Source organism: Paenibacillus diazotrophicus (assembly GCF_042610465.1).
This window is the reverse complement of record NZ_JBGJZN010000001.1, coordinates 800,957-814,625: the sequence shown is the minus strand read 5'-3', so window position 1 is coordinate 814,625 and position 13,669 is coordinate 800,957. Positions and strand designations below refer to the sequence as shown.

The window sequence follows — 13,669 nt, the reverse complement described above, 5'->3', positions numbered from 1 at the left end:
GGCAGATCCATTGATTATCAAAACGTTTCACCCAAAATATGGAGACCAAATCCGAAATTCTGCTCCTACTAAATGAGCAATAAGAATACTATAATCAGCATTGTAAACGCATACATTTATGGTGCGTGATTGAACTTATTCCATATAATGGAGGATGATTGCGATGAGAAAAAAATGGCTCATGTCCGTGCTCGCGCTTCTGATGCTGATCTCCTGCTTCCCGCTGTTCGGCTCCAAAGCCGAGGCCGCCGATTACACGCAAGGTGTCGACTTGTCTGGAACCACAGCAACGATCTGGTTCAAATCTGCTGTAAGCACTAGCTGGACGGACGTGCATTACAAGCTTAATGGTGGAACCCAGATTAATCTTCGCATGACGTACAGCAGCAGCAAAGCCCGCTATGAACAAACCGTAACGGGTGTATCAAGCGGGACAGCAATCACCTATTTCTTCACATATAACAACGGAACTCCTGCTTATGACACTGGCTGGTTCACTTTCAATGCCGGAACCACACCTACAACACCGCCATCCAATTCCTCCGGTTCGATCTATTCCATTGCCGCATCCTCCATTCCCACAGCACCAAGCGGATCGCTATCCTTTAAGGTAATGAACGGAACAGGGGGAGCATACTCTGACAGTCAAGTCTACTGGGGGGTTATCGGCATCAATCCGGCTAACGGACAATGGAGTTATCTGGATTTGAATGGAAATCTGGTGCCTATCTCAGCGGCTCTGAACGACGCGTCTGGCCATTTGACCAAAAACGGCGTGAATTATGCGAATATTTATCACACGGTCAGCCAAGCCTCATGGGTGAACATGCCCAAAATCACCTCCGGGCGGATGTTCCTCAGTGTAGGAACACCACTGTACATCAAAACCTATAACGACGGCTTTGCCGGACCGGATATCAATAATGCAACGGATCCGAACCGTAATATCTATTTTGATTTTATTGAATTCACAGTCGACGCCACCGGATATCACGGCAATACTACCCGCGTTGACGCATTCGGATTCCCGATCCAGCACCGTCTGGTGAGCTTGTCCGGCTCATACGACCGGACTGTAGGTGAATTGGAATCGGAAACCCGTGCAGGAATATTCACGAAATATCAGAACGAAGTGCCAACCGCCTTCAAATCACTGGCTACCGATCAGGCACCATACCGCATCGTAGCTCCGATTCACGGATCTTTTGCTCCAGGCGGGGCTAATGCCAATTATTTTGCCGGCTATTCGAGTTATAACACCCAGGATATTCTCCGCTGTGACGGTGCGCTCACCGATGCTGCTACTGCGGCTGCCATCAACCGCCATGTCTATACAACCAGCAACTGGAATAATGTAGCGAACTATTACAACGCAGCTCCAGCCAACTATTATGCAAAGTTCTGGCATGACCACAGCATCAGCGGCCTGGCTTACGGCTTCCCTTATGATGATGTCAACGGTCAAGCAGCTTATCTGGAGGTAGGCGATCCCAAAGGCCTGATTATCCGTGTAGCCTGGTAAACGTGTAATTCGCACTGACTTCTAATTGTAAAATCCGATGTATAAGAAGGCTGCACCGCTTAATGAATGGCGGCGCAGCCTTCTTTGTTCAATTAGATTTTCATTACGCTATTAATATATTTTTAATTATTGCAATTCTACATTCTTCCTACATATTTATTCAGTACACTTCTATTTACATTCGTGGGAGAGCGGCGCCAACACCGGAACATAACCTGCCAGTAATTCGCAAATTCATACTGCAAGTCTTCTACGGATGGAACAGGAAACCCGGAATATGATAAGCTCATGGAGTGAGGTTAGCCCTAAATAGAGGAGTGAAATCTGTGAGCAACTTGAAGACAGGTAGTATTTATTCAGGATTTCAAGTCGTACGTGAGGAATTTATCCGGGAAATCGAATCCTCCGTATTTACAATGGAGCATCAGCCAAGCGGTGCCAAGCTGCTTTTTGTGCAGAATCAGGATGACAATAAAGTTTTCAGTGTGAGCTTTCGGACTCCGCCGGAGGACAGCACAGGCGTGTTTCATATTCTGGAGCATTCGGTCTTGTGCGGATCTGACAAATACCCGGTCAAGGAACCGTTTGTCGAGCTGCTCAAGGGCTCAATGAAGACATTCTTGAACGCATTTACGTTTGCAGACAAAACTATGTATCCGGTGGCGAGCCGGAATAACAAGGATTTCTCCAACTTGATGGAAGTCTATCTGGATAGTGTATTTAAGCCGAATATTTACAGGCAGCAGGAGATTTTTGAGCAGGAGGGATGGCATTACGAACTCCAGCAAGAACAGGATGAGCTGATCTATAAAGGCGTCGTCTACAATGAGATGAAAGGATCTTATTCCTCGCCGGTTACGGTTCTGATTGACCGGATCAAAAAATCGCTGTACCCCGATACGATCTACCGCCATTCCTCCGGGGGAGATCCGCAGAATATCCCTGCGTTGACCTATGAACAGTTCCTTGCGACTCACAGTCATTATTATCACCCGTCCAACAGCTATTTTTATCTATATGGAGACGTGAACATCGAAGAGAGACTGCAGTTCATCCATCAGGAATATCTCAGCCATTACACTCGTAATGATCTCGATACCGCAATTCCTCTGCAGCAGCCGACCGGAATGACGGAACTCACTTCGGAATATCCCATTCTGGAATCAGAAACCGCTGAAGATAAAACCTATTTGAGCATGAATTATGTGATAGGAACTTCCCTGGACCGGGAACTGAATCTGGCCTTTGCTATTCTAAAAAACATACTGATGGACAGCAACGCAGCTCCGCTAAAACAAGCATTGCTCGAAAGCGGACTGGGCAAAGACGCGTTTGCTTTCTATTCCGACAGTATGGTCCAGCCGATGCTGGGCATTACACTGACCCATTCCAACCCCTCATCCAAAGAGGCTTTCCTTGACCTGATCAGAACGGTGTTAAGCCGTCTTGTAGCTGACGGTCTGGATGAGAAACTTGTGCTCGCAGCGGTCAACAGCAAGGAATTCGAACTGCGCGAAGCGGACTTTACCCAGTATCCCAAAGGGCTGACCTATAATATTGAGCTAATGAAATCGTGGCTGTATGGAGGGGCGCCGGCTGCACATCTGGAATATGAAAAAGCGTTCACTGCCATCCGGGAAAAATGTGCGGACCGTTATTTTGAGAAGCTGATCGAAACCTATTTGCTGAATAGTAACCACTGCAGTGTAGTAATATTACAGCCTTCTGCTGCCATTGCGGCCGAGAATGAAGCTTTAAACAAAGCGCAGCTTGCTGAATATAAAGCATCATTGTCCCCGGTACAGCTCAGCCAGCTTGTTCAAAGCACTCAAAACCTGCTAGCCCGCCAGAGCCTCCCGGACACGGCTGAGAATCTGCAGAAGCTCCCGAAGCTGTCCCTACAGGACATTGACCGTAACGCTCCATCCCAGGTGGCTACGCATGAGTACACTCTGGAAGGGATCAAGCTGATTCATCATGAGGTACCTACGAACAAAATTGCCTACATTAAGTTTTATTGGGACACCAGGGTTCTTGCGGCGGAACAGATTCAATATCTGGTGCTGCTGGGGAGGGCGCTTGGGCAATTGGAGACTGCGGCATATAGTATTGAAGAGCTTACGAGTGAGATTGGGATCAAAACCGGAGGAATTCGATTTCAGAATGAGGTGTTTGGTGCCAAACCAGATTCTGAAGCCAGCTATCAGCCCAAATTCAGCGCGCGTATAAAAGTATTAGAGAGCAACATAAGTGATGCGCTTAAGCTTCTCCATGAGATGCTCTATAGCAGCAATCTGGATAACTACACCAAGCTGCAGGAAATCGTCCGCCGCGAAGCTTCACGGATGGAATCGTTCCTGAACCAGAAAGGCAATGACATCGCAGCCAGCCGATTGCTATCCTATTTCTCCGATATGGGAGCGTACGAGGAACAGCTTGACGGTGTAGCCTATTACCGTTTTATCCGAGGACTAGCTAACACTATTGATAAACAGGCCGAACACTTAGCTGACACCCTGAAAGACATTTGTGCGGCCTTGTTCAATAAGCAGAATTTAATCCTTTCGGTTACGGGAACAGCAGATGTCTATGAGCAGTTCGCTGCTCAATTGCCGCAACTGAAACTTCAGGACGGGTATATGAAATCCAACCTTATGCTGAAGGCGGAGGATCATGCCAATAACGAGGGTTTTATGTCAGCAAGCCAGGTGCAGTATGTAGTGAAGGGATATGATTTTACTAAGCTTGGTTTTGTATATTCAGGCAAGATGCAGGTTCTCAAAAAGATCCTTAGTCTCACCTACCTGTGGAATACAATCCGGGTAAAAGGCGGAGCTTATGGCGGGAATCTGATCCTGCGGAGAGATGGTGTGCTTATCTTCACCTCCTATCGTGATCCGAATTTGCAGGAGACGCTGGAGGTCTACGATCAGGCATACCAATTTGCCGGAAGCTTTGAAGCAGATGAAGAAGAGATGACCAAGGCGATTATTGGCACCCTGGCGATGTTTGAACAGCCGCTTAGTCCCAGTGGACAGGGGCGGCGGGCAGACAGGTATTATTTCGAACAGATTACTGCAGAAGAATTGCAGCAGGAACGGAATGAAATTTTGTCAGCTACCCCCGAAGATATCAGGCAATATGCCGGGCTGCTTAAAGCTGTGGCAGATAAGAATTACTATAGTGTGGTTGGTAACGAATCCAGAATGAAATCGGCACAAGACTTATTCGGCAGCCTGGAGGAATTGGTGAGGTAACCTATGAAAACACAAATTCTGATTGTAGATGACGAGTGGAACATGCGGAATTTACTGCGTATTTATTTACAAAAAGAAGGTTTTGCGACACAAGAAGCAGCGACCGGACATGAAGCGCTACGTATGGTAGAACAGCACAGCTTCGATCTGCTGCTCCTGGATGTAATGATGCCTGATATGGATGGCTGGCAAGTGTGCCGTGCAGTGAGGGAGCATACTCAGCTTCCTATACTGATGCTTACAGCCCGCTCAGAAACCAAAGACAAAGTGCAGGGGCTGGGCATCGGTGCAGATGACTATCTAACCAAACCCTTTGAACCGGAAGAATTGCTGGCGCGGATTCACTCTTTGCTCCGGCGTTCTTCATTAACCAAGGCAGTCAAGCCCCAGGAAGAGCAGTTGAATTTTCCGGGCCTGCGAATCTCTCCTGAAGCACGAGAAGTATTTATTGAAGGGCAAAGTATTGATTTTACTATGAAGGAATTCGATCTGTTGACGATGCTTGCGCGGAGCGGCCAGCGGGTATTCACCAGGGATGAACTGGTTGAACGATTGTGGGGCAATGATTATGGCGGAGAGACGCGCGTGATCGACACCCATATCAAGAACATCCGGGAGAAGCTGCAAAAGGCGGGGCTGTCCTATAATCCGGTGCAAACGGTATGGGGGCTAGGTTACAAATTTCAAATTCCCGGCGACACGGAATGAAGAATAACATCATCGGTTTTAAATTGGGGCTTGTGATCATGTCGGTGTTTGTGATTGTTTTGCTGTTTCTGGGGATCGCCATCGACCGGATGTTCAGCAGCTTTTTCTATAAAGAAATGCAGACCGAAACCAATGAATTGGCTTCGCATTTCACCATCATGGCTGAATCCCAGGACACTACCAGCGAACAAATGATGCGGACCTTTGCCGAATTTTCTAATGTGAGTATATTTAACATTTCCCGGGATAGCAGCATCAATCTTCATTCTGGCGTGCATGACTCGGCGGATCGTTCATTTATTCATACGGCAGATCTGGCGCGGATATTTGCCGGCAAAAGTGTGAGCTTTCAATACAAAGATCCTGCGGGACACCGGTATTTCGTGACGGGGCAACCCATTAAGACGGGCAGGACGATAAGTTCTGCACTCTATCTCATGTCATCGACGGCAAGTATGGAGCAATCTTTGGCTTCGGTGCGGGATATTCTGCTCTTGTCGGGAATGGGGGCTTTGGTGCTGGCGCTGGGGATTACCTGGTTCATTGCCCGGGTGCTGTCTCGTCCGCTTGTACAGATGCAGAAAGCAACCCGCAAAATTGCGGCAGGAGAGCTGGAGACCAGGCTGGCGATCAGGAGCGTTGACGAGATAGGGTTCCTGGCTGCGGCGATTAACGATCTGGCTATAGACCTGCAGCGGTATCGGGACACTCGTCAGGAGTTTCTGGCGAATATCTCGCACGAGCTGCGGACGCCAATCACCTATCTACAAGGTTATGCCAAGGTAGTGAAGGGTGAACTCTATGAGACTGAAGAGGAAAAAAAACAGTATCTAGACATTATTGATCAGGAGGCACACCGCATCCAGCATCTTGTAGATGATCTGTTTGAGTTGGCCAAGATGGAGGAGGGCCAAATTCCGCTTAACCTTGAGATGGTAGACTTGAAGCTGGTTGTGGATCAGGCAGCCCGCAAGCTGGATTTGGCCGCCAAAGAAAAAGGCCTGAGTATTACAGTATTGCATAGTGGACAAGCTGCCAATTTGCATGGAGACCGCAAACGGATGGAGCAAATCGTGATGAATCTGCTGGAAAATGCCGTGCGCTATACCGATGAGGGTAAGATTAATATTCAGCTCAAGTATACATCTGATGTCGTGCACTTCATCGTAGAGGATACAGGTATGGGCATCCCTGAAGATGAGCTTCCGTATATCTTTGACCGCTTTTATAGGGTCGAAAAGTCCCGCTCAAGACAGTATGGAGGCACTGGGCTTGGCCTTTCCATCGTGAAGAAACTGGTCGAGCTTCTTGGCGGTTCGATTGGCATCACCAGTAAAGTAGGCGTTGGCACCCGCTGCGAGGTCAGGTTTCCCCTGCGTAAGTGATGAATAGCATTTGAATTCACTGAGGGAAAGAGCCTATCTAAAAAGGCCAAACTGAAGTACATCATTCCGATCATTCCCATAGCACAAAAAAGAACGCGCACCCACACGCGTTCTTCTCTATTTTCCAAGTCCAACTTAATGGCTCATTCCAGCCATCCCGCCCATAATCTCAGGATTAACCATCCCGAAGATCATCGCGATATGCGCTACCACAAGAAATCCACTGATCAGGATGAAATGCAGCTTCATCTTGTTTTCCTCACTTTGTTTGCGGGCAATCAGTCCAAGGTCCAGCAGCGCCAGGGGCAGAAGGAAGATGACTCCGCTTAAGTAAAAGCTTACCGCCACTACGTCAACCCATGTATGCCATTCCCCGTTTGCGGTAATCGGTACAAAAGCAGTAGGGAACAAGTACAGGAATACTCCTGTAAAATATAGCCCGGCCAGAATACTGCATACCCGATTAAACGTCCTGAGGGGCCCGCTCAGTTTTTTGGTGAACAAAATAATAAATTCAGTCACGGTGATCGTCTCTGCAAAGATGACCGGGATTGCCATAAAAAGAATCAGATTCCATGGCTGATTATCCGCGAGCAGGAACATATAATGCGTCATGTTCATGTTGGTTCCTCCAATAAATTAATTAACTGTCATAATCATAGTAGTAGATAAGTGTGTGGAAAGTATGGAGAATCAAAGGTATGATTGTAAGAGTTGTGACATCATGCAGGCAGCAAATGAATACGGAAGGGGCAAGACGTAAGTTATGGAGAGACTCGAAAATATTTTATTTGATCTGGATGGCACCTTAACCGACCCCAAAGAAGGGATCACCAAAAGCGTAGAATACGCCCTGGGCAAATTCGATATTACCGTGGAGCATCCCGATCTGCTCCTGCCATATATCGGCCCGCCCTTATATGATTCTTTTATAGAAATACAGGGATTCTCCGCCGAGATGGCGGCCAAAGCTGTTGAATTCTACCGTGAACGGTACCGCACACTGGGAATGTACGAGAATGCGGTGATTGATGGCATCCCGGAACTACTGGAGGAACTGCAGGACAAAGGCTTCAATCTATACGTAGCTACTTCAAAACCCACGGTATTTGCGGAAGAGATCATCCGGCATTATGGCCTGAACAAATATTTCCGGCATGTGGCTGGAAGTAATCTGGACGGTACCCGATCTAAGAAGAAAGAGGTTATTCAGTATGTTCTGGACGAGAATCACATTCTTCCGGAAACCGCGCTGATGATTGGAGACCGCGAACATGATATTATCGGTGCCAAAGCATGCGGCGTAGCCTCCATGGGTGTCATGATCGGCTATGGTTCGGAAGCGGAGCTTCAAAATGCTGGAGCGGATGATATTGCTTACGATGTGAAAGATATAGGTGATATTATCTCGCGCAATTATATAAATGTTATTACTGTGAAATAAGAGTGGTTGACATTTCGTAAACGACTTGAGTATTATGTAACCAGCAACACCATATCCAAGGCAATGACCAAAGACAGGATATCCTACTAGGACTGGCCAGAGAAAGAAGTGAACGGTGAGAGCTTCTTACAGGGACCGGCAGGATGTTACCCCTTTGCAGCCGTGGCACTGAACCTACCCTGCTGTTAGGGAAGCTGTAAATGTCACCGACTTATCCCCGATAACGGATACCAATGAGGATCTTGTATATGATTCTTCCGCCGAACAGCCGGGGGTCGAACATTGCAGATCAAATTAGGGTGGAACCACGAGCCAGAACGCACTCGTCCCTTTCCGGGAGAGATGCGTTTTTTTGCGTTCTATAACACCAATAAACCTGAAGAAATGGAGGCCACAATCATGGAGATCAATGTAACGCTGCCGGATGGAACAATTAGGAGGTACGCACGCAACACCACAATTGCACGAATAGCGGAATCAATCAGCTCTAGCCTGAAGAAACAAGCAGTAGCCGGCAAAATCGACGGCACACCCGTTGACTTCCATCAACCGGTTGAATACGACTGTCTCGTTGAAATCGTCATGCCGGAAAGTTCAGAAGGATTGTCTATCCTGCGTCATAGTGCAGCACATCTCATGGCTCAGGCTATCCAACGAATATATGGCGCACCGAAGGTTAGACTGGGCATTGGTCCGGTTGTCGAGGATGGTTTCTACTATGATTTTGATGCGGATCAACCGGTTTCAATAGATGACTTCGCCGCAATTGAGAAGGAAATGCAGAACATTATTCGGGATAATCTGCCGATTGTCCGGCGGGTTGTCAGCCGCAGTGAAGCAGTCGCACTTTTTGAAGCGATGGATCAGCCGTTAAAAGTGGAACTGATTCATAGTCTGCCGGAGGACGAAGTGATCAGCCTGTATGAGCAGGGTGAGTTCATAGATTTATGCAGAGGTCCGCATGTGGCTTCTACAGGCCAGATCAAAGCCTATAAGCTGATGAGTGTAGCGGGAGCCTATTGGCGCGGTAATTCGGATAATCAAATGCTGCAGCGCATTTATGGTACGGCTTTTTACAAGAAGGCTCAGCTGGATGAGCATCTGCACATGCTGGAGGAAGCGAAGAAACGGGATCACCGCAAGCTGGGTAAGGAGCTTGGATTATTCATGTTTTCCGAAGAAGCGCCGGGTATGCCCTTTTACCTGCCTAAAGGCATGATTCTCCGCACAGAACTTGAGGACTTCTCCCGGGCACTGCAGCGTGAGCGGGGGTATGATGAGGTTCGTACGCCCCTGATGATGAACAACCGGATGTGGGAGCAGTCGGGCCATTGGGATCATTACAAGGACAACATGTACTTTACTCAGGTGGACGAAACGAAATATGCGCTGAAGCCGATGAATTGTCCAGGGCATATGCTGATGTTCAAAAATAGCCTGCATTCCTACCGGGAACTGCCGATACGTATCGCGGAGTTTGGTCAGGTTCACCGTCATGAATTCTCAGGAGCGCTGAACGGGATGATGCGGGTCCGGACCTTTTGCCAGGATGATGCCCACCTGTTTGTGCTTCCTGAACAGATTGAAGAAGAAATCGGCGGCGTTTTGGAACTGATCGACTATATCTACAAAGTATTCGGCTTCGAATACAGGGTGGAGCTGTCTACACGGCCGGAAGACTATATGGGTTCGGAGGCATTTTGGGATCAGGCGGAAGCATCGCTGCAAAGAGTACTGGATAGACGCGGGATCGAGTACCGGATAAATGCGGGAGACGGGGCTTTTTACGGGCCGAAGATCGACTTTCATATTCAGGATGCGCTTAAGAGAAGCTGGCAATGCGGAACCATTCAACTGGATCTACAGATGCCCGAGAAGTTCGATCTGAATTATATCGGTGAAGATGGTGAGAAACACCGTCCGGTTGTCATCCACCGTGCCATATATGGCTCAATTGACCGGTTCATGGGGATTATTACAGAGCATTTCAGCGGAGCTTTTCCACTGTGGCTGTCCCCTGTACAAGTGAAGCTCTTACCAGTCTCTGAACACTTTACCGATTATGCCTTCAAGGTGAAAAAAGAACTGCAGGATGCCGGAATCCGCGCCGAGCTTGATCTGCGGAATGAAAAGTTGGGCTACAGAATCCGCGAAGCCCAGCTGGAGAAAGTACCTTATATGCTTGTGATTGGTGAGCAGGAGCAGAACTCCGCTACTGTATCTGTAAGAAAACGTGCGGCAGGTGATATCGGAGTCATGAGCGTCTCCGAGCTTGTCCGGCAAATGATCTGTGAGAATGACACAAGAGAATAGATGTATCTTCATTAAAATATCGGCAAAATGACAGCCGGAAGCAGCTCCGTTTTACACAAACGGGGCTCTTTTTTTATATGAATGTGGCAGACAGGGTTGATGGATGTAATTTATAATGATATGAAGATTCCCTTCTGCGGGAAGTCTGGGAGAATACGTCTATAGGAGGCAACTTCGTGATTTCCAATAATATCAGAGAACTTAGCGGCACTAGTATTAGAATGGTTCCTATGGAATCCGCGCATAAGGCGGATCTGATCGCTATTATGAGCCATCCGCAAATTTGGGAGTATACCTGGCGCAAAATCACATCAGACGCACAAGCGGAAAGTTTAATTGACACGGCGCTGGCCAATCAGGCGAAGGGGACGGAGCTCCCTTTTGTTATGATTGAACAATCCACAGGCAGAGTCGCCGGGACATCGCGAATTATGCATATAGATCACAATCACCGCAATGCGGAAATTGGCTGCACCTGGATTGCACCCCAGTTCTGGCGGACTGCTGTAAATACGGAATCCAAATCATTGTTACTGCAGTATTGTTTTGAATCCCTGGGTTTGATTCGTGTGAACTTCACGATCGCGGGGGACAATCTGAGGTCACAAAAAGCCATCGAACGTATTGGTGCGGTAAAAGAGGGCGTTCTGCGTAAACACCGGATCACCATGGAAGGCCCTATAGTGAATAGCATGCTGTACAGTATCATTGATGACGAGTGGCCTGCGGTGCAAGCCAATCTGCATTACTTGCTGCATGTGAAGTATGCAGAACAAATCAGCCATTGAGGGGGTTATATAGTGGAGACAGGTAAGCCGGTAACGGTAACAGTGGACACAGTAGTTAATGCTCCTATTGAAAAAGTGTGGACCTATTGGACAGAGCCGAAGCATATCACGCAATGGAATAACGCTTCCGAAGACTGGCATACGCCATACGCAGAGAATGACCTGAAGGCCGGTGGTAAATTTCTCTCTAGAATGGAAGCCAAGGACGGCAGCTTTGGATTTGATTTTACCGGAGTGTACGACCAGGTGAACCTTAACGAGAGTATATCCTATACGATTGCCGACGGTAGAAAAGTGGTAATCAACTTCTCACACCAAGATCACAACACAAAAATCATCACAGTGTTCGATGCGGAAGATAGCAATCCCGCCGAAATGCAGCGAGCCGGTTGGCAAGCGATTCTAGATAATTTCAAAAAATATGTGGAAACATCTCCGGAAGAATAGAATCTTATCAGCCTTAATAGCGCATGCCGACATCGGCATGCGTTTTGTTGTATGTTCTCTTCATTATTATTTTTGCAAATAGCCAGAATTCTAGATCATTGATATAATAGAAACATACATTCCCCGGTAGCAGGAACTTATCTGTAAGAGATCAGAGATTAATCCCGCAGAGTTCATGTTCTATCTATATAGCCCATATTCCACCCTCTATGGGGCAGATATGGGTTTATGTTATTTTATAAGAATTCCCCAGGAAGTCCTAAACTACGAAGTGATGGCGAGGTTGGAGTGAAGCATGAACTGGAGTGATTTTGGAGAACGGAATAAACGTCTCAATCCCTTGTGGACCTTGGGGGCGGGCATGAATCTTGGCGAGCTGCAGCCGTATAAGGAAATGATAGCGCTCAGTGTGCTGCTGCAGGTCTATTATCTGGAACTGGAATCCAGTGAACTTAGAGCCAGGGAGGATATCGTGGAGCTGGCCTGGAGTTCACTGGAGCGGTTCAATATAGTCAAGCTTGGTACTGCCGAATCTGTAGGTCGGCTAGTGGATGGTCTGCTGTGGAGCGGGAGCGGTGGCGATTTTGAAGCCTACTATTATGATGATCTGTCCCAGAAGATGGAAGTACAGAAATACAAGTACTTTACTGTCGATGAGGATGCTACCCGCACCAGCTGGGAGGAGAGCGGCAAAACCGTCTACCGGCTGTCGGAATACGCCATGGAGCTGATCTTCATGAGCCATGAGATTATCGAAGAATTTCAGATCAGCATCAAGCTGCTGGAAATTCAGATGCACATCAAGCATGGACGGGTGACCCGCGCGTTGCAGGATGTGAGTGAACTGATCTCGCGGGTACGGAAGATGACACAGCAGCAGCAGGAATACCGAAATGCGCTGCGTCGTAATCCGAAGCATATGTTCAGTGAATACGGTGTGCTGCGGCATCAGAGGCTGGAGGAAATCCACCTGCAGTTTGACGAGGAGCGCAAGCACTTTGATAATATCCACCGTTCACTAGCCCGTCTGGCTAATGATGAGAAGGATGTTATCGACTTCAATGAGCTCCGCCAGCTGTCGGAAAGAGTGGAGTTATCCAGACGGGTACACGATGAGCTTGCTGAAGTGGTGCTAAGCATTTTTGAGGCAGAGACGAATCTCCGGTTGAATTTCCCCGAGCTCTTCTGGGGAGCGGGAGGCTTTAATTTTCGTACCAATGTCTGGGAGGAATGGGTTAAAGCCGAAGGTTTGCCGGATGCGGACAGCCTGGAGATGCTGGTTAGCGGATTGTTCGCGCCTAATCAGGACTTTATCTACCCGCTGGCCTGGGCATGGGAAGAACAGGAGGTCGGGTTCCTGCCCGTAGATGAATTAGACGATCCAGATGAAGCTGGAGAAGAGGAAAGTATTCCATATACACCGAGGTCTATTCCATGGCCTGAGGTTGCAGAACTATGGGGTCCTATTTTACAAAAACTGGCGGATCAAGGAAGCTTTACTTTTTCTGCAGAAGCTTTCACAGAAGAGCAACAGCGCCAATGGTCCTCGACACCTGATGCCGTCGATCTGTGGGTGCAGTTCTTCCATGCTGAAATTACAGTGCAGGACCTGGATCCGGACAGTAAGGGCGGAGCGTCAGATGAATGTCAGGAGCTCATCCAGCGGCTGCTGGATTCTAACCCTGATCTGGAGGTACTGCGCGGCACAGTGCTACGCACAACAATACAGAACACACATACGCAACTTGTCTCCTGGCCCGGCCTGGAAATGAGTCCTTATACTATTACTATAATCGAGAGGTGAG

The 13,669-nt window shown here is 48.0% G+C and carries 10 protein-coding genes; 9 read left to right on the top strand and 1 reads right to left on the bottom strand.

Annotated features, from left to right (window positions below):
• The first annotated feature begins 163 nt into the window (after positions 1 to 163).
• The 4 genes from ACAN54_RS03635 (at position 164) to ACAN54_RS03620 (ending at position 6,872) form a co-directional block, all read left to right on the top strand.
• Entirely contained in the window at positions 164 to 1,522 is a 1,359-nt protein-coding gene (locus tag ACAN54_RS03635) for a glycoside hydrolase family 64 protein (protein WP_379152661.1), read from the top strand.
• Between the two features lie 326 nt (positions 1,523 to 1,848).
• Entirely contained in the window at positions 1,849 to 4,779 is a 2,931-nt protein-coding gene (locus ACAN54_RS03630; protein ID WP_379152659.1) for an insulinase family protein, read from the top strand.
• Between the two features lie 3 nt (positions 4,780 to 4,782).
• Positions 4,783 to 5,487: a response regulator transcription factor gene (locus tag ACAN54_RS03625; protein ID WP_379152657.1), complete on the top strand. Its 705-nt coding sequence runs from the start codon at positions 4,783 to 4,785 to the stop codon at positions 5,485 to 5,487.
• On the top strand, positions 5,484 to 6,872 hold the full coding sequence (locus tag ACAN54_RS03620) for a sensor histidine kinase (RefSeq protein WP_379152655.1): 1,389 nt from the start codon (positions 5,484 to 5,486) through the stop codon (positions 6,870 to 6,872). The genes ACAN54_RS03625 and ACAN54_RS03620 overlap by 4 nt, the downstream gene beginning before the upstream one ends.
• A gap of 135 nt (positions 6,873 to 7,007) precedes the next feature.
• Here the strand turns inward: ACAN54_RS03620 and ACAN54_RS03615 are convergent, their stop codons facing one another.
• Positions 7,008 to 7,493 (bottom strand): DUF6803 family protein, encoded by a 486-nt coding sequence (locus tag ACAN54_RS03615; RefSeq protein WP_379152653.1) that lies wholly within the window; start codon positions 7,491 to 7,493, stop codon positions 7,008 to 7,010.
• Between the two features lie 145 nt (positions 7,494 to 7,638).
• Here ACAN54_RS03615 and ACAN54_RS03610 point away from each other — a divergent pair, with 145 nt between their 5' ends.
• The 5 genes from ACAN54_RS03610 to ACAN54_RS03590 all read left to right on the top strand — a co-directional run bounded on the left by ACAN54_RS03610 (position 7,639) and on the right by ACAN54_RS03590 (position 13,668).
• Entirely contained in the window at positions 7,639 to 8,316 is a 678-nt protein-coding gene (locus ACAN54_RS03610; protein ID WP_379152651.1) for an HAD family hydrolase, read from the top strand.
• Between the two features lie 399 nt (positions 8,317 to 8,715).
• Positions 8,716 to 10,629 carry a threonine--tRNA ligase gene (gene thrS / locus ACAN54_RS03605; RefSeq protein ID WP_379154147.1) on the top strand — a complete coding sequence of 638 codons (1,914 nt, stop codon included), beginning with the start codon at positions 8,716 to 8,718 and terminating at the stop codon, positions 10,627 to 10,629.
• Between the two features lie 176 nt (positions 10,630 to 10,805).
• A complete protein-coding gene (locus tag ACAN54_RS03600; RefSeq protein WP_379152649.1) occupies positions 10,806 to 11,417 on the top strand; it encodes a GNAT family N-acetyltransferase in 612 nt (203 codons plus the stop codon).
• 12 nt (positions 11,418 to 11,429) lie between these two features.
• Positions 11,430 to 11,864: an SRPBCC family protein gene (locus tag ACAN54_RS03595; RefSeq protein WP_379152647.1), complete on the top strand. Its 435-nt coding sequence runs from the start codon at positions 11,430 to 11,432 to the stop codon at positions 11,862 to 11,864.
• A 295-nt stretch (positions 11,865 to 12,159) separates the two neighbouring features.
• Positions 12,160 to 13,668, top strand: a complete 1,509-nt coding sequence (locus ACAN54_RS03590) for a hypothetical protein (RefSeq protein ID WP_379152645.1) — start codon at positions 12,160 to 12,162, stop codon at positions 13,666 to 13,668.
• Position 13,669: the final 1 nt, after the last annotated feature.

Excerpts from the sequence above, each read along its gene's own strand:
- ACAN54_RS03635 (WP_379152661.1), top strand. The coding sequence starts at position 164 with ATGAGAAAAAAATGGCTCATGTCCGTGCTCGCGCTTCTGATGCTGATC.
- ACAN54_RS03625 (WP_379152657.1), top strand. The coding sequence starts at position 4,783 with ATGAAAACACAAATTCTGATTGTAGATGACGAGTGGAACATGCGGAAT.
- ACAN54_RS03620 (WP_379152655.1), top strand. The coding sequence starts at position 5,484 with ATGAAGAATAACATCATCGGTTTTAAATTGGGGCTTGTGATCATGTCG.
- ACAN54_RS03615 (WP_379152653.1), bottom strand. The coding sequence starts at position 7,493 with ATGAACATGACGCATTATATGTTCCTGCTCGCGGATAATCAGCCATGG.
- ACAN54_RS03610 (WP_379152651.1), top strand. The coding sequence starts at position 7,639 with ATGGAGAGACTCGAAAATATTTTATTTGATCTGGATGGCACCTTAACC.
- thrS (WP_379154147.1), top strand. The coding sequence starts at position 8,716 with ATGGAGATCAATGTAACGCTGCCGGATGGAACAATTAGGAGGTACGCA.
- ACAN54_RS03590 (WP_379152645.1), top strand. The coding sequence starts at position 12,160 with ATGAACTGGAGTGATTTTGGAGAACGGAATAAACGTCTCAATCCCTTG.